This window comes from Neobacillus sp. 114, assembly GCF_030127045.1.
Lineage (GTDB): Bacteria > Bacillota > Bacilli > Bacillales > Cytobacillaceae > Neobacillus > Neobacillus rhizophilus.
The window spans coordinates 3,280,528-3,301,747 of sequence record NZ_CP126144.1; the positions used below are offsets into that span (position 1 = coordinate 3,280,528).

At 44.4% G+C, this 21,220-nt stretch carries 10 protein-coding genes, 19 tRNA genes and 3 rRNA genes; all 32 read right to left on the reverse strand.

Features of this window, described 5'->3' with window-relative positions; translation table 11 throughout:
• Positions 1–6 precede the first annotated feature (6 nt).
• Complete coding sequence (locus tag QNN06_RS15980; RefSeq protein ID WP_217037310.1) at positions 7–2,676, reverse strand: response regulator; 2,670 nt, start codon at positions 2,674–2,676, stop codon at positions 7–9.
• 409 nt (positions 2,677–3,085) lie between these two features.
• Complete coding sequence (locus tag QNN06_RS15985; RefSeq protein WP_217037309.1) at positions 3,086–4,780, reverse strand: L-lactate permease; 1,695 nt, start codon at positions 4,778–4,780, stop codon at positions 3,086–3,088.
• A 397-nt stretch (positions 4,781–5,177) separates the two neighbouring features.
• A complete protein-coding gene (locus QNN06_RS15990) occupies positions 5,178–5,954 on the reverse strand; it encodes an IclR family transcriptional regulator (protein ID WP_213115415.1) in 777 nt (258 codons plus the stop codon).
• 75 nt (positions 5,955–6,029) lie between these two features.
• Positions 6,030–6,809, reverse strand: a complete 780-nt coding sequence (locus QNN06_RS15995; protein ID WP_213115414.1) for a fumarylacetoacetate hydrolase family protein — start codon at positions 6,807–6,809, stop codon at positions 6,030–6,032.
• Between the two features lie 14 nt (positions 6,810–6,823).
• On the reverse strand, positions 6,824–8,026 hold the full coding sequence (ystJ, locus tag QNN06_RS16000) for an NADP-dependent malic enzyme (protein ID WP_217037308.1): 1,203 nt from the start codon (positions 8,024–8,026) through the stop codon (positions 6,824–6,826).
• 163 nt (positions 8,027–8,189) lie between these two features.
• Entirely contained in the window at positions 8,190–10,370 is a 2,181-nt protein-coding gene (locus QNN06_RS16005; protein WP_284035423.1) for a malate synthase G, read from the reverse strand.
• A gap of 26 nt (positions 10,371–10,396) precedes the next feature.
• The gene (locus tag QNN06_RS16010; protein WP_284037933.1) at positions 10,397–11,863 is read right to left on the reverse strand and encodes an FAD-linked oxidase C-terminal domain-containing protein; all 1,467 of its coding nucleotides are present in this window, start codon (positions 11,861–11,863) and stop codon (positions 10,397–10,399) included.
• On the reverse strand, positions 11,863–13,215 hold the full coding sequence (locus QNN06_RS16015; protein WP_284037934.1) for a (Fe-S)-binding protein: 1,353 nt from the start codon (positions 13,213–13,215) through the stop codon (positions 11,863–11,865). Before QNN06_RS16015 ends, QNN06_RS16010 begins: the two co-directional genes overlap by 1 nt.
• A 2-nt stretch (positions 13,216–13,217) precedes the next feature.
• On the reverse strand, positions 13,218–14,528 hold the full coding sequence (locus QNN06_RS16020) for an FAD-binding oxidoreductase (RefSeq protein ID WP_213115410.1): 1,311 nt from the start codon (positions 14,526–14,528) through the stop codon (positions 13,218–13,220).
• Positions 14,529–14,613: 85 nt separating this feature from the next.
• Entirely contained in the window at positions 14,614–15,303 is a 690-nt protein-coding gene (locus QNN06_RS16025) for a FadR/GntR family transcriptional regulator (protein WP_284035424.1), read from the reverse strand.
• Between the two features lie 567 nt (positions 15,304–15,870).
• A 5S ribosomal RNA gene (rrf, locus tag QNN06_RS16030) occupies positions 15,871–15,987 on the reverse strand.
• Positions 15,988–16,007: 20 nt separating this feature from the next.
• Positions 16,008–16,089 (reverse strand) — tRNA-Leu (locus tag QNN06_RS16035).
• Positions 16,090–16,095: 6 nt separating this feature from the next.
• Positions 16,096–16,169 (reverse strand) — tRNA-Cys (locus QNN06_RS16040).
• Positions 16,170–16,177: 8 nt separating this feature from the next.
• Positions 16,178–16,252, reverse strand: a tRNA-Gly gene (locus tag QNN06_RS16045).
• A gap of 4 nt (positions 16,253–16,256) precedes the next feature.
• A tRNA-Gln gene (locus tag QNN06_RS16050) sits at positions 16,257–16,331 on the reverse strand.
• Between the two features lie 4 nt (positions 16,332–16,335).
• Positions 16,336–16,409: transfer RNA gene (locus tag QNN06_RS16055), tRNA-Gly, on the reverse strand.
• Between the two features lie 6 nt (positions 16,410–16,415).
• Positions 16,416–16,491: transfer RNA gene (locus QNN06_RS16060), tRNA-His, on the reverse strand.
• Positions 16,492–16,521: 30 nt separating this feature from the next.
• Positions 16,522–16,598 (reverse strand) — tRNA-Asp (locus tag QNN06_RS16065).
• Positions 16,599–16,601: 3 nt separating this feature from the next.
• Positions 16,602–16,675, reverse strand: a tRNA-Met gene (locus tag QNN06_RS16070).
• Positions 16,676–16,794: 119 nt separating this feature from the next.
• Positions 16,795–16,887: transfer RNA gene (locus QNN06_RS16075), tRNA-Ser, on the reverse strand.
• A gap of 7 nt (positions 16,888–16,894) precedes the next feature.
• Positions 16,895–16,971: transfer RNA gene (locus QNN06_RS16080), tRNA-Met, on the reverse strand.
• Between the two features lie 16 nt (positions 16,972–16,987).
• A tRNA-Ala gene (locus QNN06_RS16085) sits at positions 16,988–17,063 on the reverse strand.
• 18 nt (positions 17,064–17,081) lie between these two features.
• Positions 17,082–17,158 (reverse strand) — tRNA-Pro (locus QNN06_RS16090).
• 15 nt (positions 17,159–17,173) lie between these two features.
• A tRNA-Arg gene (locus tag QNN06_RS16095) sits at positions 17,174–17,250 on the reverse strand.
• Between the two features lie 22 nt (positions 17,251–17,272).
• Positions 17,273–17,347, reverse strand: a tRNA-Gly gene (locus QNN06_RS16100).
• Between the two features lie 7 nt (positions 17,348–17,354).
• A tRNA-Leu gene (locus QNN06_RS16105) sits at positions 17,355–17,439 on the reverse strand.
• Between the two features lie 21 nt (positions 17,440–17,460).
• Positions 17,461–17,536, reverse strand: a tRNA-Thr gene (locus QNN06_RS16110).
• 5 nt (positions 17,537–17,541) lie between these two features.
• Positions 17,542–17,617: transfer RNA gene (locus QNN06_RS16115), tRNA-Val, on the reverse strand.
• Between the two features lie 5 nt (positions 17,618–17,622).
• Positions 17,623–17,697 (reverse strand) — tRNA-Glu (locus QNN06_RS16120).
• An 18-nt stretch (positions 17,698–17,715) separates the two neighbouring features.
• Positions 17,716–17,806, reverse strand: a tRNA-Ser gene (locus QNN06_RS16125).
• Between the two features lie 120 nt (positions 17,807–17,926).
• Positions 17,927–18,043: ribosomal RNA gene (gene rrf, locus QNN06_RS16130) — 5S ribosomal RNA — on the reverse strand.
• A gap of 87 nt (positions 18,044–18,130) precedes the next feature.
• A 23S ribosomal RNA gene (locus QNN06_RS16135) occupies positions 18,131–21,067 on the reverse strand.
• Between the last annotated feature and the right edge of the window lie 153 nt (positions 21,068–21,220).

The following is a 21,220-nucleotide window of genomic DNA, read 5'->3' on the forward strand; positions in this document are numbered from 1 at the left end:
CCTTCCTTATCTGTATAACCAAACTCGCATAATGGAAATAAGCTGCTCCATATGAACTGGTTTGCTGATATAATCAGAAGCCCCAGCTTCAATGCATTTTTTTCGATCACTTTTCATTGCCTTTGCGGTCAGTGCAATGATAGGGAGATTCATGTATTCAGGCACCTGGCGGATTGCGCGAATCGCTTCAAACCCATCCATTTCCGGCATCATAATGTCCATCAGCACCAAGTCAACATCCGGATTTTTTTGCAGGATTTCGATGCCTTCCCTGCCATTTTCCGCAAACACCACCTCAACAAAATAGCTTTCAAGCGCTGAGGTTAAAGCAAAAATATTGCGCATATCATCGTCGACAATCAGGATTTTCATCCCTTCAAGAGACTCTCTTTCGTCAATGTCCGGCTGTGGTTCTTCAACTGTGACAGCTGCCTCAAGCCTAGCTTGTACAATTTGTAAACTAGGGATATATAATGTAAACCTACTGCCTTGGCCGACAGTGCTTTCAACTGTCAGATAGCCACCTAAAAGCTGAGCCAATTCACGGCTGATTGTAAGCCCCAGGCCAGTGCCGCCATATTTGCGGCTTGTCGTCCCATCGGCTTGTTGAAAGGCATCAAAAATTAACTTCTGATTCTCTTGTGAAATGCCAATCCCTGTATCACTCACCGAAAAAGCAATCATGGTTTCGACTAGATTATTTCCCTTTTCCTCTGAAAAAACAGTTTGCTGCGCTTTCTCAATCTGCAGCAAAATCCTGCCCTTCTCCGTAAATTTAAAGGCATTTGACAACAAATTGATAAGAATTTGCTGAAGCCGCTGTGGATCGGTTTGTATTAGATCCGGCAAAAAAGGGTCAAGCTGAATGGAAAAGTCGAGTCCCTTTTGCCGTGCCAGCGGGAAAAATTGTGACTTGAGTGATGCCTTTATTTCTTGAATCTCCGTTTTCTCAAGGAAGATCTCCATCTTCCCTGCCTCAATTTTAGAGATGTCAAGGATATCATTTATTAACCGCAACAGGTCATGACCAGAAGAGAGAATTGTTTTTGCATATTCAACCTGCTTTGGCGTTAGGTTTTGACCGCTGTTTTCTGAAAGCATTTTGGCAAGAATTAACAAGCTGTTCAACGGTGTTCGCAGCTCGTGTGACATATTGGCAAGAAATTCGGATTTATATTGGGAACTCATCATTAATTGCTGAGCCTTCTCCTCGAGCATATTTTTAATTTTTTCAAGTTCATGCGTTTTTTGCTCCGAGCTTTTGAACTGCTCCTCAAGCTGTTCATTGACGGTCCGTAATTCTTCCTGCTGCAATTGCAGTTCTTCGGACTGACTTTGCAGCTCTTCGGTCATGGTTTGTGATTCCTGGAGCAATTCTTCCACCCGAATATGCCTTTGGATACTCTTAATGTTGATGCCAAGATGGCTGACGACTTCCTCAAGGAGTACCTGTTCAAGCCGAGTGAATGGTTTAAATGAAGCGAGTTCAATGACAGCCAGCACTTCTCCCTGGTATTCAGCAGGGATGACAAGGATGCTGTTTGGGGGCGCTCCGCCAGTGCCGGATGAAATTTTGATATAATCCTCAGGTATGTCTTCAAGTGATATTGGCCGCTTATCAAGCGCACATTGACCGACTAGCCCTTCGCCCACAGAGAAACTTTCCCGCCCAACAGGCTCCTCCTGTCCGGCATATGATCCATACCTTCGAAATACGTTGTCTTCCTTCAAATAAATAAGCCCGCAGCTTGCCCCGACAATAGGCGCCAACCTAGTAATAAACAGCTGAGCTAATTCTTTGAGGTTGTTAATGCCAGGGTACATCGTGGCAATTTCCGCAATCTTCGTATTTAACCAGCTTTGTTCCTCAGCAGCATTTTTTAATTCTATTTCTTGTTTATGATGTTTCTCAAGCACCTGGGCCATTTCATTATAAGCGATTGAGATTTGTCCAATTTCATCCTTCGTTTTCACCCTGATCCGCGGCAGATGGTCCCCCTTTCCAAAAGCGGCGTTTGTGAAAACAGACATGACATCATTTAAATTTTTAGACATACTCCTTAAGATAAAGAATGTGATTGCTCCGCCCATGATGAGAACGGCAACAGCATAGCCAAAAATGAATTTGTAGGCGATGGAGGTGGTATCGTTCGACAGCTCAAATTCACTTTGGACTCCATCCTCCTGAAGGGTCTGTAAATAAGTGGCATCACTTGTCATTTTATCAATGACATCCCACGTATCATACCAGAATAGGTTCCTTGCTTCTTCATCCTTGTTTTGTTCCATTAACTTATTGGTCTTGGCCTCAATGGCGCGCAGCTGAATACTTAATGATTGTAACTCTGCGATGACTTTCTGAGATTTTTCGCGTTTGTCGAGCTTACGGAGAGTCTCAATTGCTTGATTGGCTTCCAAGTAACTTTGTTCCTTATGGTCTTGAAACTCTTTTAACAGGTCAGCCGGCGGATTCGCCAATATGCCCTTGGAATCACTGCGATACCAATTAAGGGAATCTTGTATCTTGTAAGCTGTCTTAGCCATTTCGTAGTTGTCAACGGCATTCTTCATATTCGTATTCAACTGATTCATCAGCATCATTAAGAACAATTGAAAAACAATAAACAGGAAAATCAGTAAGCCAAACCCTAAATACAATTTTGTTTTTAATTTCATAATTATTTTTTCACCGCTCTGCTAAGTGTTGATTAATGCTGAAAGCCATTTCATTTATATTCTCTAGTTTACAATTAACTTATTGAAACTAACTAGAATAAAAGTCAGACTTATCTAAATTATTTTAACAAAAATTTTTTAAGAAAATTTATTTTTTCGACAAAGCTCGAAAAATAATTTTTATGACAAATAGAGACGGCATTCTGTTTAGAAACTTGTCGATAAAAGCCAACCACAGATCTTCCAATAATTAGGTTCAAATCCTATCAATATTAAGTTATCCAATCCTTTTTTCTTTTTCAAAGAAAAGGAAAAACACACCACCCAAGACAATATATTTTCACCAGGTATCACAAAAAGGCCAGCCTAAAATTTGGCTGACCTTAACCGAACGGATTGGATTCTATTTTTATGGAACCATCCAACCTAATACACTGCTATTTTGCAGGAATGTCATAATACAGACAATTAAGACCAAAACAATACTGTGCTTAACTGTAAAGCGGAACAAGTCGGCCTCTTTTCCTGCCAGGCCTACAGCTGCACACGCTACAGCAATCGATTGTGGTGAAATCATTTTTCCGGTAACCCCACCCGAAGAGTTTGCAGCGACTGCTAATACCGGATCCATACCAAGGTTTAGCGCTGTCACCTTTTGCATCGCACCGAACAAAAGGTTCGATGATGTATCTGACCCAGTGATAAACACGCCTAACCATCCAAGGACTGGAGAGAAAAAGGCAAATAGGGACCCTGTTTTTGCGAGCGTCATTCCTAATGTCGTACTCATCCCTGATGAGTTAGTAACATAGGCATACCCTACAACTGACGCGATTGTAATGATAGGGAACTTTAGTTCATTTAGAGTTTCCCCAAAGGTTGCAACCCATTCTTTCCAAGAAATTTTAACGATAAACTTGGTGACAATGGCCGCAATAATGACTGATGTACCAGCTGCACCCAAGATTTCCAGCTTATAAATGGCAGCAACAGGAGTACCGGCAGAATTAATGACTTGGTTGTTTAATAATGGAACTTCAGGCATAAGTGTTAACGCATGTCCAAGAGCATTTACCGCTTTCAAAATAGCGTTTGTTCCTTCATAATGACCTGTCAAAGCCAATTTGACTGTTGGAATTCCCCAAATCGTAATAAATGCAGTCAATACAAGGAATGGTGACCAAGCTTTAAAAATTTGCCCCCCTGAGTATTTTACTTGCTGACTATTAGATGCTTTGGCAGCAACAGATGCAGCCAGTTCTTGCTCAGATGAAAAGCGGAAAATAGTTTTTGGTTTCCAAAATTTTAAGAAGATTGCTAGGGCAAACAATGACACTAATGCAGATAAAATATCGGGAAGTTCTGGACCAAGGAAGTTGGAGCTTAAGTATTGAGTTACTGCAAAAGTGAACCCGGTGATGAAAATGGCTGGTAAGATTTCCAATGCTTTCTTAAACCCTGCCATAATAACAACTAAATAAAACGGAACGAATAATGATAGGAACGGCAACTGACGTCCAACCATTTTGGAAATTTCCAATGCTGATATTCCAGTTGGTCCCTCAACGGCAATGATAGGAGTACCAATAGCACCAAAGGCAACAGGCGCTGTATTGGCAATTAAACACAGGCCAGCAGCGTAAAGAGGATTAAATCCAAGACCCACAAGAAGCGCTGCCGAGATAGCAACCGGAGCGCCAAAGCCTGCAGCTCCTTCAAGGAATGCTCCAAATGAGAACGCTACCAAAAGTGCTTGAAGACGTCTGTCCTCGGTGAGTGAAACGACCGAATGGCGGATAATATCGAATTGGCCAGTCTTGACGGTTAATTTGTAGAGGAATACAGATGTGATAATGATCCAGCCTATAGGCAATATTCCATATACGGCACCCTGTGTGGCAGACATGACGGCCATACCAGCAGGCATTTTAAATGCAACTACTGCAAGTATTAAAGCAATTAGTAGTGTTGTTAACCCGGCTAAATAGCCCTTCATGCGTTTTATGGCTAAAGCCCAGAAAAAATATAAAATTGGTATAAGAGCTACCAAAGCGGATAAGGCGAGACTATCTCCCACCGCTGTAAAATTTTGTGTAAATGTCATAGTAATCCCCCATCATAAAAAATAAAAAATTTTCATGTATCGGTCTTATTCCCTTTTCAGACCTAGAAATGAATAGTTCTGATGGAACAAATCAATAGATTTCTATGATGACTGATTAATATGTAAGTGACTGCGAAACGGCTGCAAGAACACACTTTAAATTTTTTACTATTAAAACTTTCACCCCTCTTCGTTTCTTAATACGAAACAACACTTAAATTTGTTGCTAAGGACGAAACATGTTATACAACAATAATTCAATTGTTATATAACATGTTTCATTCACTCTTTTATTATACGTATTTTTATCTGAATTACAACAATTTTTAGAAAATTATAATTAAAAAACTCCAAAAATATATTTGACCAGTATATCATTTATACTAGTCAAATATTCTTAGCTAACTCTATTTTCAAAACCCAGTCGTGTTGATATTTGTTTTGCTATTTGCAGCATTCGGGCTTTAAGCAGTTTTAACCGTTCATCAGTCATTCGCATCGTTGGTCCAGAGAGGCTGGCTGCCGCAATAACTTTGCCCGAATAGTCAAAGATCGGTACAGCAATGCATGTGATTCCATATTCATTTTCTTCTAAATCAAGTGCATAACCCTTCCGTTTTACGTTTGCCAATTCCCGTAAAAACTCTTCTTTATTGGTAATGGTTTTATCTGTGTACATCGGCATGCCTCTTCGCTCAAGAATTTCCAGAACAACATCAGTAGGCTGAAAAGCAAGGATTGCTTTGCCAACGGATGTACAATGCATGGGAGCCCTTTTTCCTACCTTGGAATGCATTCGTAACGTTTCAGTTCCTTCTAATTTTTCGATATAAACTACTTCTCCTTGATCATAAACAACAAGATGGATGACTTCATTGGTTTCACTTTCCAATTGTTTTAAGAATGGCTTTGCCTCAGCCCTTAGATCAATGGATTCAAGCAGCTTTGAACTGATATCCAAGAATTTATAACCCAGTTTATAGCGGCCGGTAACGTCATCTTGCTCGATATAACCATACTGGACAAATGTTGATAGGATGCGGTAAACAGAGCTTTTGTTGATATCTATTTGTTTAGCAATCTCTGTCACACCTAATCCACCCTTTTTTAAACTCACCAAATGAATAATCTCCAACGCCCTGCTTACAGATTTGACCATATTTTCTCTATCCATAATCGCTCACCTCAAAATACTGTCCCTAATAGGTTACATTAAAGCAACAATTTTTTACCGGCCGTTGCTAGGGATTTAATTAGATTTAACGGACTCCTTTGCCAATAAAAAAGTGTTACGCAATGTCCCAATTTCTTTAATTTCACATTCAATTGTATCTCCGGCACCAACCAACTCAGCTCCAACCGGACTGCCTGTCAAGATGACATCTCCCGGCTTAAGAGTCATCACTTTTGTCAAATAAGATACCATTTTCCGGATCGGAATAATCATTAATTCGGTAGCACTATTTTGTTTCTCCACACCATTAAGTTTTGCTTCGACCTTCACAGAAAATGGATCTAGTTCAGTTTCGATCACTGGCCCTAGCGGTGTGAAGGTATCAAAGGACTTACCGATTGTCCAATGCCCGTCCTGATGGAAAAATTGAGGGGCTGTTACGTCGTTTCCAACCGTATAGCCGAATACATAATCCAACACCTCTGATTCAGGAACGTTTTTAGCTTCTTTACCAATGACAATGGCTAACTCAGATTCGAACTTTACCTTTTCAATTCCCTCTGGAATGATGATTTCCTCTTCCGGACCAATAACGGATGAGGTTGGTTTAAAAAAGAAAACTGGAATTTCCGGAAGCTCGGACGGCAGGTCCTCAAGCTTAGAAACATAGTTTGCGCCAATTCCTATGATGTGGTTTGGTTCAAATGGCGCCAGCAATTTTACGTCAGCTACAGAGAAACTGTTCCCTGTAAACTCCCATTCTTCAAACATATCACCTTTAATTTCCTGGATGGTGCTATCTTTTATCACACCTGTATAAACAGTTGAACCTTGTGTAAATCTAGTAAATTTCATTTTGATACTTCCTCTCAAAAAGTTTTTTCTTGCTCCATTTTCTTTCGTGCGACTCCTGTTTTAATGGCAGTCTCCGCAACTGCAGCGGTTACTACTTCTGTAACTCTTTTGTCAAAAGGATGTGGAATCACATATTCACGGGAAAGTTCTTCCTCCGTGATTAAATTGGCAATGGCATAAACTGCAGCCAGCTTCATTTCTTCATTTATTTCAGAAGCATGGACCTTCAGCGCCCCTTTAAAAATACCAGGGAATGCGAGAACATTGTTCACCTGATTCGGTAAATCGGAGCGTCCTGTCCCTACCACTGCTGCTCCAGCTTCCATTGCCTCTTCCGGCATGATTTCAGGGATTGGGTTTGCCATTGCAAAAATAATCGCATCCTCATTCATAGACATGACCATCTCTTGTGTGACTGCTCCGGCGGCAGATACACCGATGAACACATCTACCCCCTTAATCACTTCTTTTAAATCTCCTTGAATATGGCTCTTATTTGTCAGCATAGCAATCGAGTCTTTCATCGAATTCATTCCTGTTAGGCGTCCCTCATAGATAGCGCCTTTTGTGTCACACAAAATGATGTCACATACTCCCATTCTCAAAAGCAATTTTGTAATCGCAATTCCCGCCGCACCTGCGCCATTGACTACTACTCTTGTCTCTTCAAGACGTTTGCCAACTAGCTTTAAAGCGTTAATTAATCCAGCTGCCGTGACAATTGCCGTTCCATGCTGATCATCATGGAAGACAGGGATGTTCATTTCTTTTTTAAGTCTTTCTTCTATAATGAAACAATTTGGTGCTGCAATGTCCTCCAAATTGATGCCGCCAAATGTTGGTTCCATTAATTTTACGGTTTGAATAATTTGCTCCACATCATTTGTGTTCAAGCAGATTGGAAATGCATCAACATCAGCAAAAGCCTTAAATAATGCGGCTTTTCCTTCCATAACGGGCATCGCGGCAGCTGGACCAATATTCCCGAGGCCTAATACGGCTGATCCATCGGATACGACCGCGACAAGATTTCCTTTAATCGTATAGTCATAGATTTTTTCAGGGTTCAGATAGATCTCTTTACAAGGCTCTGCCACCCCCGGTGAATAAGCCAAACTTAAATCATATGCATTTTCCACCGGAACCTTAACATTGATATTTATTTTCCCCTTTGACTGCTTGTGAAGTTCCAGCGAAGTCTCCCTTAGGTTTTGCATAGCCTCTTAACCTCCATTTAATTTTTCAAAAATATGAGTAATGTTGAAACTGGTGGTCATAGGCTTGGATGAATTCTCATGTCAACGGTTATTACTTAATTAAATGTTTTTCCAAGGCATTCCCATAACAAGAATGCCTTGGAACCCACTCTATTAAAAACGATTATTGTTTCACTACGAACTTAGCCTTTGCTTCAATCCGTCTGCGATGCAGGATTGGCTCGGTATAGCCATTTGGCTGGTCATAGCCTTCAAAAATCAAGTCGCAAGCAGCCTGGAAGGCAACGGAGTCGTCATAGTTCGGAGCCATGTTGTGATACATCTGATCTCCTGCATTTTGCTTATCAACAACCTTGGCCATGCGCTGCAATGTTTCAAGAATTTGCTCTTTCGTACAAATACCATGGTGAAGCCAGTTTGCCAAATGCTGGCTGGAAATTCGCAATGTAGCTCGGTCTTCCATTAACCCCACGTCATTGATATCCAGTACTTTTGAACAGCCAACCCCCTGATCTACCCAGCGGACAACATAACCTAAAAGGGTTTGGCAGTTGTTGTCAAGCTCTGCCTGGATTTCTTCAGGAGTCCAGGATGGGTTCTTTGCTACAGGAACTTGTAAGATATCATCTTGGAAGTCTCCAGTTTGATGAAGCATTTCATTCTGTACTTCTTTTACATCTACTTCATGGTAATGCAGTGCATGCAATGTCGCAGCAGTTGGAGATGGCACCCAAGCTGTAGTGGCTCCCGTTTTTACATGACCGATTTTTTGCTTTAGCATTTCTGCCATTAAATCCGGCATAGCCCACATGCCTTTGCCGACCTGTGCACGGCCCATGAATCCGCTTGAAAGTCCGGCAATCACATTGGATTGTTCATAGCCCTGAAGCCATTTGGATGATTTCATATCATTTTTACGAACCATTGGACCAGCTTCCATGGAAGAATGAATTTCATCGCCTGTTCTGTCAAGGAACCCGGTGTTAATAAACACAATCCGGTCTTTTACCTGTTTGATGCATGCCTTCAAGTTCAAAGTGGTTCTGCGTTCTTCATCCATAACACCGATTTTTAAAGTATTGCGCTCAAGTCCAAGCAAATCTTCCACGCGGTCAAATAGCTGATTGGCAAAAGCAACCTCTTCTGAACCATGCATTTTTGGCTTTACAATGTAGACTGAACCCTTCTCCGTGTTTTGGAATGGACCATTGCCTAAGAGTGTATGTTTGGCAATTAGGCTAGTCAGAACGGCATCCAAAATACCTTCCTGAATTTCCTCATCATTTGCGTCAAGAATGGCACTATTAGTCATTAAATGTCCGACATTGCGGACAAATAGCAAGGAACGTCCATTTAAAGTGATTTCCTTTCCTTCTGGTGATAGATAGTTCCGGTCCGGATTGAGTGTCCGTGTCATCGTTTTATTGCCCTTTTCAAATGTAGCTGAAAGGGTTCCTTTCATAAGGCCTAACCAGTTGCGATAGACGAGCACTTTGTCTTCGGCATCTACGGCAGCTACAGAATCTTCGCAGTCCATAATGGTCGTAATCGCCGATTCAAGGATCACATCCTTCACGCCAGCCGCATCCGTACTGCCTATCGGATGATTTCGGTCGATTTGGATTTCAAAATGAAGTCCATTATTTTTTAAAAGAATGGCGGATGGATATTCCTGTGTTCCCTGATAGCCGACAAACTTTGCTTCATCTTGTAACCACGTCGTTGTTCCATTATTTAATGCAACCTGTAGTTTGCCATCTGCTACGGTATAGGAAACCGCGTCCTTATGCGATGCTCCTTGTAATGAAGCCGCTTGGTCAAGAAAATTCCTTGCATATTCGATTACCTTTGCACCGCGTACAGGATTATAACCTCCCTCACGGCTGGCACCAGCTTCTTCGCTGATTGCATCCGTTCCATAAAGTGCATCATAAAGGCTTCCCCAACGGGCGTTGGCCGCATTAATGGCATAGCGGGCATTATTGACTGGAACAACTAACTGTGGTCCGGCTTGAACAGCGATTTCGTCGTCCACATTTTCAGTGGTAATCTCAAAATCTTCTACTTCCGGTTCAAGATAGCCAATTTCTGTTAAAAATGACTTATACGCTTCGAAGTCAAAGTTTCCATTGTTTTCGCGATACCATGTGTTCAGTTTGTTTTGAATGTCATCACGAACCGCCAAAAGCTCCTTGTTTTTAGGCGTTAAGTCGCTGATGATCGCTTCAAAGCCAGACCAAAACTGATCGGCATCCAATCCGCTTCCCGGAAGAGCCTCCGAGTTAATAAATTCATAGAGTTCCTGGGCTACTTGAAGATTTCCTTTTTTTACATAGTTTGTCATTGGGGTAATATCCTCCTTTGTTAAAATTAAGATGTAATAGCAGTTTCCTTTTCTTTTAGATCTCTCTTAATTTCTACGCATCGTCCCGGCATCGGGAATAGTTTGCCGGCATTTAATAGATTATCAGGATTGAAAACCTCGCGAATATCCGTTTGGGCGATTATTTCTTCATCTGTGAAAACGAAGCGCATTTCTTCTCTTTTCTCAATACCGACGCCATGCTCACCAGTGATGGTGCCGCCAACATCCGCACAAGCCTGCAGACAGGCGCTGCCCGCTTCCAATGCTTTTTCACTTTGTCCAGGTATTCTCGCATCAAAAAGAACTAATGGGTGCAGGTTTCCATCTCCCGCATGAAAAATATTTGCGATCCGGAGTCCGGATTCTTCACTAATTTTGTTAATTTTATTTAGAACTTCCGGCAGTTTGCTGCGAGGAATAACGCCATCCTGTACTAAATAATCAGGAGAGATCGCCCCCATTGCGCCGAATCCCGTTTTCCGGTTCGCCCACCATCTGCCGCGTTCCGCCTCATCCTTGGCTGCTCTGACCTCTCGTACGTTCCTTTTTTTGCAGACATCGAGAATTTGGTTGATTTGCTCATCCAAACCAGCTTCAATGCCATCCACTTCAATAAGCAGCACAGCTTCGATATCCTTTGGGTGCCCGACTGGGAATGCGGCTGCCTCCACCCCTTCAATTGCCGTTTTGTCCATCATTTCCAGTGCAGCCGGAACAATCCCTGCTGAAACAATATCAGAAACAGCCTGAGAGCCGTCTTCCACTTTATCAAAATAAGCAAGTACTGTTTTCTTTGATTCTGGGTTTTTCAGAATGCGTACCGTTATTTTCGTCACGATTCCCAATGTTCCTTCAGAACCTGTTAGCAGGCCTAGTAAATCATAGCCTGGTTCATCAGGGATGCCGTTTGCTCCAATTTCAATAATCTCGCCATTTGGCAGAACAACCTCAAGCCCAAGGATATGGTTGGTTGTCACGCCATATTTTAAACAGTGCGCACCTCCAGCATTTTCCGCGACATTGCCGCCGATCGTACAGCAATATTGGCTGGATGGATCTGGTGCGTAGTAATAGCCCTTATCGGAAATGGAGTTCGTCAGCTTTAAATTGACGAAGCCGGGCTGAACCACAGCACGTCTGTTCTCGAAGTCAACACTTAACAGTTTTTTCATTTTAACCAAGCTAATAATGACCTCACCATTTAAAGGGATGGCCCCGCCGCTTAGTCCTGTTCCTGCTCCGCGGGCGAGGAATGGCAGCTGATGATCGGAACAATATTTAACAAGGGCTGCTACATCCTCGGTGTTATTCGGGAAAACAACGGCTTTGGGCAAATGTCTGTGCAAGGTGAAGCCATCACAGTCATAAGCGATAAGATCTTCCTTATGGTAAATAATCAACCGGGCATCTCCGACGATGTTTGCAAGATTTAAAATATGCCGATCGGTTGTTTTGATTCCCTTTACCGCCATTATCGTTCCCCCTTTCCGTCTTCTTTTTGATAAGCCCAATCCAGCAGCTGCACCGTGTGGACGATTTTTTGTGTTCGTCCATGCTTTTGTACGCCCATTGCCATTTGCAGCATACATCCAGGGTTCCCCATCGAAATCATTTCGACATCTTCCGGAACATTTTGCATTTTGTTATCAAGGACAGCTGATGCCATTTCCGGATTCGTAATATTGTAGATTCCCGCACTGCCGCAGCAGCGGTCCGAATTTGGCATATGAACCATTTCCACTCCAGGAATGTTGAGCAATAGATCGCGCGGCTCCTGACGGATACCCTGGCCATGCGCCAAATGACAGGCATCATGATAGGTAATTCGGGTTTTTAATTCCGCTTTTGGTATTTCGTAACCTGTATCATAAAGGTGTTTCGAAATGTCCTCTACCTTCGCCGAAAACTCTTCCGCCTTTTCATGCCATTCTGGATCATCCCGGAATAACTCAGGATATTCCTTTAAGGCACAGCCACAGCCTGCTGCATTGACAATCACCTTATCAGAATCCTTAAATGCCTCGATGTTTTGTTTTGCCAGTTTTCTTCCCATGTCACGGTCCCCCGCATGGACATGCAGTGCTCCACAACAGGTTTGGTTCTTTGGGATCGTTACGTCATTACCGTTACGAGTTAATACGTTAATCGACGCTTCATTAATATCACTGAACATGACATCCATTACGCACCCTGTTAAGAATGCCACCTCACGCTTTGTTTCCCCTTTGGACTTAATGACGTTGACATCTTTGTATTTTTTTCGGACCGGCTCTTTCACTTCGGGCATGATGGCTTCCATATCGACGAGATGCTGCGGCATAATATTAATCAGCTTTGACTTTCGTACGACCTTTTGCATGCCGCTCTTTTGATAGAATCGCAGCAGGCTTCCGAGTTTATTGAGACGATTTTGATACGGAAATAACCCCTGTAGGAACACCTTGCTTACCGCACCTTTTACGCCTGTTAACGGCATTGCTTGGCGAATCTGACCGCGCGCTTCTTCAATCAGCCCGCCGACTTCCACATCCGCTGGACAGGCAGTCGTACAAGCACGGCAGTCAAGACAAGCGAAAACAGGATCCATAAACTGTTCATTCAGAGAGAGCCGCCCTTCCGCCACCGATTTAATCAAATGGACGCGGCCGCGTGGGGAATGCTGCTCCTGACCAGTAATTTCATAAGTCGGGCATGATTCTAAACACATACCACAATGTACACAATCTGCCCATTTGCTTTCATCTGGGTGATCCTTCGCCAGATAATTACTTAAGCTAGTAGTGCATGCTGGGTCTTTCTTTAACTCCGCTTCTAAAAGACTCATCATTAAATCCCTCCCACAAATCGTTTAGGATTGAGAACTCTATTCGGGTCAACCTTGGATTTGATCCCTTCTAATAGGAAGAAATGTGATGGCTTTTTACCCCAGGTGTCTACTTCCTGTCTTAAGGCAAAAGGCAAATGATTAATGACGGTGTACCCGCCAAGTTTTGTGGACAATTCTCTGGTTTGCTGAATGGCTGAAAGGATATCGTCCTTTGAACCGCTAAGGTTAATTTGGCATAAGCCGTGGCCCAATCCGCCATTGGCTTCTACCTCTAAGTTGTGAGAATCACTAAGGAGATGACTTGCTTTTATTACGTGCGTTACATCCATGTTAACCACACCAATTTTCAAAGAAGCCTGTGTTGAATCTGTGGAGGAGTTTGGTGAAAGAGAGTAAAATTGATTCCAAAAAGACTGTGCTTCTTGTTGAGAAAGAACTTTCAATTCTGAAAGGGCTGGCTGAATGCTTTGGATAAAGTTCTCTTGATAGCGTACCGATGTTTCAACATCCTCCAGACCAACCGCGATTGTGTAACAGCGTTGACCGATCAATCTTTCCGACAATGATGGACTAAGCAATTCCAGTGTTACAGGTTCCATCGTAGAATCCAGAAGCTTGGTGGCAAACGCCTTGATTTCATCCATATTTCCTTGTGGGAATAATACTAAATTCAAACTTTCATATTTAGGGAGCGGCCGAAGCTTTACGGTTACTTCAGATACCACACCCAACGTACCCATCGAACCGATAAACAATTTGTTCATATCATAACCAGCGACGTTTTTGACCACTCTTCCACCTGAACGAATCACTTTACCATCCGGGTAAACGATCCTTAGCCCAATTACAACGTCTCGTGAAGAGCCATAACCGAGCCGCTTGGGTCCGCTATCATTCGCGGCGATAATTCCCCCGATCGTTGCAGACTCTGGACAATAAGGATCGAGTGAAATTTTTTGCTTAAACTGCGTCAAATACTCCTGCAATTCCTTAAAATTGGTACCTGCCTTAACGGTTAACGTCATATCACCAACGACGTGTTCTACAATACCTTTATAGTTTGATAGGGAAAGTAAAATATCGGCTGATTCGGTTAAACCGCCAAACCCTTTTTTGGTGCCATTGCCTTCTACGTTTACCGTTTTACCATTATCATTTGCAAATTTAAGAATGCTTGCTATTTCTTCTTCTGTTTGCGGATACACCTTGACTATGCCGCTATTTCCAAGTGGATGATTTTTATCTCCTTCGATGACTCGCTCTGGTGATAACATGGCCTGTAACTCTGTTAAAAGTTCTGTGGTAATCACTACCAACACCTCCTAGTTGCGTAATAAGCAACTTAGTTTCTGCTATTTCTTAAAAAAATGAAATCACTTTGTCGGTCTGCTTAGCTTATTGTAAGGCAAGACTGTTCAAAAGCTCTTTCTCGACGTAATCCAAGTGTTCCATCATCATCTGTTTCGCATTTTCAGGTTTTCCAAGCTTAATGGATTCATAGATTTTAAAATGTTGTATTTCCATCATCTGAGCAGTGGTTGGGTTTTTCTTAATATAGTGGTGAAAATCAATCATGGCGTTCTTCATCGTTGTTGAGATAAATTCTAAAAGTTGAATAATAATTTCATTTCCTGCCGCTTTGGCGATGGCTGTATGTAACAGATAATCCGAATCCCATCCATTCATAGTTGGATTAGCGAAAATATCTGCCATTAACTGCAGATCTGCTTCTTTTCTATGTATAGCGGCAAGCTCAGCAATCCCTGGTTCTAAAATCTTTCTAACTTGATAAAGTTCACTGATATCTCTTGGTTGGGTAAGCAGCAAATGATTGTTGAAGAGTCTCGTTGAGTCAAATTCCAAAATATAGGTTCCTTCTCCCTGCTTTACATCGACTATACCTTTTCCTTTTAATGTCGTAATAGCATCACGGACTGCAGAACGGCCAACACCAAACATTTCACATAGTTCCCTGACAGAAGGAAGTTTTTCTCCCACCTGAAACGTACCGGATCTAATCATCTCCTCGATTTGCTCAGCAACAGAATCGGACACTTTCTTAGTCGAGATCTTTTGAATTTGCAAACATCTCCCCCCTTCCTTTCAGATATCACATATCTGATAAGTTTAGATTACTTTTATTAAAACACTTTTAACAAAAAAGTTCAATGAATTTTCAGAATAAAATATTTATTGATGCATGGGGACGGTTCTTTTGCCTCAAATGATGGGCGGAAACGGCTCAAGACTAAGAAGGTTCGGACGCTTCCGATTCTTTTTTAAGCGAATTTGTCCGAAGGTGCCCCAGATTCGGACACTTCCGGACTTTTTTCAGACAATTTTGTCCGAAGGTTGTCAAGTTCGGACACTTCCACTTCTTTTTAAAACGATTTTGTCCGAAGGGTACACAGGTTCGGACGCTTCCACCCCTTTTTAAAGCGATTTTGTCCGAAGGTTACACAGGTTCGGACGCTTCCACCTCTTTTTCACTCGATTTTGTCCGAAGACTGCACATCAAGTACTTCAGACTTTTTAGGAAACCTTGGTAGAGAGTATTTCTAAGTGATCTTCGACGATATTACTGCATCAAAATTTCAACCTTTAAGCTTTACTTCACAAAAAAAGACAACCATTTCAGTTGTCTTTTTGTTTGCCCGGCGGCGTCCTACTCTCACAGGGGCTTTTGCCCCAACTACCATCGGCGCTGAGAAGCTTAACTTCCGTGTTCAGGATGGGAACGGGTGTGACCTTCTCGCCATTGCTACCGGACATATTTTATTTAAGTATAATACCGGTGGTCGGGGTCGAACCGACACTCCTTGCGGAACACGATTTTGAGTCGTGCGCGTCTGCCAATTCCGCCACACCGGCATGATATGGAGGCGACAACCGGATTCGAACCGGTGGTAAAGGTGTTGCAGACCTGTGCCTTACCACTTGGCTATGCCGCCATATTGTTTGGAGCGGAAGACGGGATTCGAACCCGCGACCCCCACCTTGGCAAGGTGGTGTTCTACCACTGAACTACTTCCGCATATTGGCTGGGCTAGCAGGATTTGAACCTACGAATGACGGAGTCAAAGTCCGTTGCCTTACCGCTTGGCTATAGCCCAATAATGGAGCGGGTGATGGGAATCGAACCCACAACAACAGCTTGGAAGGCTGTGGTTTTACCACTAAACTACACCCGCATTAGATGGGGCGGCTGATGGGAATCGAACCCACGAATGTCGGAACCACAATCCGATGCGTTAACCACTTCGCCACAACCGCCATATTGATTTTTATAAAAAATTTAATTGGTGGCGGTCTGGACGGGACTCGAACCCGCGACCTCCTGCGTGACAGGCAGGCATTCTAACCAACTGAACTACCAGACCGAATTGCGGGGGCAGGATTTGAACCTGCGACCTTCGGGTTATGAGCCCGACGAGCTACCGAACTGCTCCACCCCGCGATAATAAGAAAGTATTAAGTTTACGCCATGCTAAAAGCTAACGCCTGACTGTATTAATCTTCAAAAGTATATTCAAGAAAGAGATCAATTGATACACTCTAAAATAAATAACAGTCTTATGGCGGAGGAAGAGGGATTCGAACCCCCGCGCGGTTTAACCCGCCTGTCGGTTTTCAAGACCGATCCCTTCAGCCGGACTTGGGTATTCCTCCGAATAATTGGTAGCGGCGGAGGGGATCGAACCCCCGACCTTACGGGTATGAACCGTACGCTCTAGCCAGCTGAGCTACACCGCCAAATATATGATTTCTATGGTGGAGCCTAGCGGGATCGAACCGCTGACCTCTTGCATGCCATGCAAGCGCTCTCCCAGCTGAGCTAAGGCCCCATAATTTTTTTGAAAAAATGGTCGGGAAGACAGGATTCGAACCTGCGACCCCTTGGTCCCAAACCAAGTGCTCTACCAAGCTGAGCTACTTCCCGGTGAATGAAATTTGATGGCGCGCCCGACAGGAGTCGAACCCATAACCTTCTGATCCGTAGTCAGACGCTCTATCCAATTGAGCTACGGGCGCATTATTAGTTTTATTGAAAAATTGGAGCGGAAGACGGGATTCGAACCCGCGACCCCCACCTTGGCAAGGTGATGTTCTACCACTGAACTACTTCCGCAAATAAATGGTGCGGGTGAAGGGAGTCGAACCCCCACGCCCGAAGGCGCCAGATCCTAAGTCTGGTGCGTCTGCCAATTCCGCCACACCCGCAAAAGAAGTAATTATTTGAAGTGGTGCCGGCTAAAGGACTTGAACCCTCAACCTACTGATTACAAGTCAGTTGCTCTACCAATTGAGCTAAGCCGGCATTTATGGTGGAGGATGACGGGATCGAACCGCCGACCCTCTGCTTGTAAGGCAGATGCTCTCCCAGCTGAGCTAATCCTCCATTTTTGGTGACCCCTACGGGATTCGAACCCGTGTTACCGCCGTGAAAGGGCGGTGTCTTAACCGCTTGACCAAGGGGCCATTTTAAAAATTTTATTATGGCGGAGAGCAAGGGATTTGAACCCTTGATACGCGGTTAACGTATACACGATTTCCAATCGTGCTCCTTCGGCCACTCGGACAGCTCTCCATAATATGAAAGAAGCGACAGTGAATATTTTCGCACATCTATACTTTTATATCAACGAACAATTTCTTCCAAATTCATTTTAGGGGAAGAAAAAAGACAGAAAGTAAAATTTCTGTCTTAGCCCGGCGGCGTCCTACTCTCACAGGGGCTTTCGCCCCAACTACCATCGGCGCTGAGAAGCTTAACTTCCGTGTTCGGGATGGGAACGGGTGTGACCTTCTCGCCATTACTACCGGACCTATTGAATTATAGGTTTCATTCCCTCAAAACTAGATAATGCAGAAGAAGTATAGTAAAAACGAGTGCGCCTTACTTAATAATGACTTGGTTAAGTCCTCGATCGATTAGTATCAGTCAGCTCCACACGTCACCGCGCTTCCACCTCTGACCTATCAACCTGATCATCTTTCAGGGATCTTACTAGCTTGACGCTATGGGAAATCTCATCTCGAGGGGGGCTTCATGCTTAGATGCTTTCAGCACTTATCCCGTCCGCACATAGCTACCCAGCGATGCCTTTGGCAAGACAACTGGTACACCAGCGGTGCGTCCATCCCGGTCCTCTCGTACTAAGGACAGCTCCTCTCAAATTTCCTGCGCCCACGACGGATAGGGACCGAACTGTCTCACGACGTTCTGAACCCAGCTCGCGTACCGCTTTAATGGGCGAACAGCCCAACCCTTGGGACCGACTACAGCCCCAGGATGCGATGAGCCGACATCGAGGTGCCAAACCTCCCCGTCGATGTGGACTCTTGGGGGAGATAAGCCTGTTATCCCCAGGGTAGCTTTTATCCGTTGAGCGATGGCCCTTCCATGCGGAACCACCGGATCACTAAGCCCGACTTTCGTCCCTGCTCGACTTGTAGGTCTCGCAGTCAAGCTCCCTTGTGCCTTTACACTCTGCGAATGATTTCCAACCATTCTGAGGGAACCTTTGGGCGCCTCCGTTACATTTTAGGAGGCGACCGCCCCAGTCAAACTGCCCACCTGACACTGTCTCCCACCCCGATAAGGGGTGCGGGTTAGAATTTCAATACAGCCAGGGTAGTATCCCACCGACGCCTCCACCGAAGCTGGCGCTCCGGCTTCTCAGGCTCCTACCTATCCTGTACAAGCTGTACCAAAATTCAATATCAGGCTACAGTAAAGCTCCATGGGGTCTTTCCGTCCTGTCGCGGGTAACCTGCATCTTCACAGGTACTATAATTTCACCGAGTCTCTCGTTGAGACAGTGCCCAGATCGTTACGCCTTTCGTGCGGGTCGGAACTTACCCGACAAGGAATTTCGCTACCTTAGGACCGTTATAGTTACGGCCGCCGTTTACTGGGGCTTCGATTCAGAGCTTCGCTTAGCAGCTAACCCCTCCTCTTAACCTTCCAGCACCGGGCAGGCGTCAGCCCCTATACTTCGCCTTGCGGCTTTGCAGAGACCTGTGTTTTTGCTAAACAGTCGCCTGGGCCTATTCACTGCGGCTCTTCGGGGCTATTCACCCCAAAAAGCACCCCTTCTCCCGAAGTTACGGGGTCATTTTGCCGAGTTCCTTAACGAGAGTTCTCTCGCTCACCTTAGGATTCTCTCCTCGCCTACCTGTGTCGGTTTGCGGTACGGGCACCTTTTATCTCGCTAGAGGCTTTTCTTGGCAGTGTGGAATCAGGAACTTCGGTACTATAATTCCCTCGGCATCACAGCTCAGCCTTAAGGTGAACGGATTTTCCTATTCACCAGCCTAACTGCTTACACGCACATATCCAGCAGTGCGCTTACCCTATCCTCCTGCGTCCCCCCATCACTCAAACGATAAAGAGGTGGTACAGGAATATCAACCTGTTGTCCATCGCCTACGCCTTTCGGCCTCGGCTTAGGTCCCGACTAACCCTGAGCGGACGAGCCTTCCTCAGGAAACCTTAGGCATACGGTGGATGAGATTCTCACTCATCTTTCGCTACTCATACCGGCATTCTCACTTCTAAGCGCTCCACCAGTCCTTACGGTCTAGCTTCAACGCCCTTAGAACGCTCTCCTACCGCGGACACCATAAGGTGTCCACCCACAGCTTCGGTGATACGTTTAGCCCCGGTACATTTTCGGCGCAGAGTCACTCGACCAGTGAGCTATTACGCACTCTTTAAATGGTGGCTGCTTCTAAGCCAACATCCTGGTTGTCTAAGCAACTCCACATCCTTTTCCACTTAACGTATACTTTGGGACCTTAGCTGGTGGTCTGGGCTGTTTCCCTTTTGACTACGGATCTTATCACTCGCAGTCTGACTCCCACGGATAAGTCATTGGCATTCGGAGTTTGTCTGAATTCGGTAACCCGATGAGGGCCCCTAGTCCAAACAGTGCTCTACCTCCAAGACTCTAACTACGTGAGGCTAGCCCTAAAGCTATTTCGGAGAGAACCAGCTATCTCCAAGTTCGATTGGAATTTCTCCGCTACCCACACCTCATCCCCGCACTTTTCAACGTGCGTGGGTTCGGGCCTCCATCCAGTGTTACCTGGACTTCACCCTGGACATGGGTAGATCACCTGGTTTCGGGTCTACGACTACATACTATTTCGCCCTATTCAGACTCGCTTTCGCTGCGGCTCCGTCTCTTCAACTTAACCTCGCATGCAATCGTAACTCGCCGGTTCATTCTACAAAAGGCACGCCATCACCCATGAACGGGCTCTGACTACTTGTAGGCACACGGTTTCAGGATCTCTTTCACTCCCCTTCCGGGGTGCTTTTCACCTTTCCCTCACGGTACTGGTTCACTATCGGTCACTAGGGAGTATTTAGCCTTGGGAGATGGTCCTCCCTGCTTCCGACCGGATTTCACGTGTCCGGCCGTACTCAGGATCCACTCAGGAGGGAACGAAGTTTCAACTACAGGGCTTTTACCTTCTATGGCTGGCCTTTCCAGACCGCTTCATCTACCCCGTTCCTTTGTAACTCCATGTTGAGTGTCCTACAACCCCGAAAGGCAAGCCTTTCGGTTTGGGCTGTTCCCGTTTCGCTCGCCGCTACTCAGGGAATCGCGTTTGCTTTCTCTTCCTCCGGGTACTTAGATGTTTCAGTTCCCCGGGTCTGCCTTCAATACCCTATGTATTCAGGTAAAGATACTGTTCCATTACGAACAGTGGGTTTCCCCATTCGGAAATCTCCGGATCGGCGCTTACTTACAGCTCCCCGAAGCATATCGGTGTTAGTCCCGTCCTTCATCGGCTCCTAGTGCCAAGGCATTCACCGTGCGCCCTTTCTAACTTAACCTAAAAGGTTTTACTTACTCTTAAAAATAAGAGAGAAAAACTAAAATGGCGATTACTCGGTTCTTACTTGGTTACTTCTTCTATACGATTATCTAGTTTTCAAAGAACGAAAGTTTTGAGAGATTGTTCTCTCAAAACTAAACAAACAAGAAAC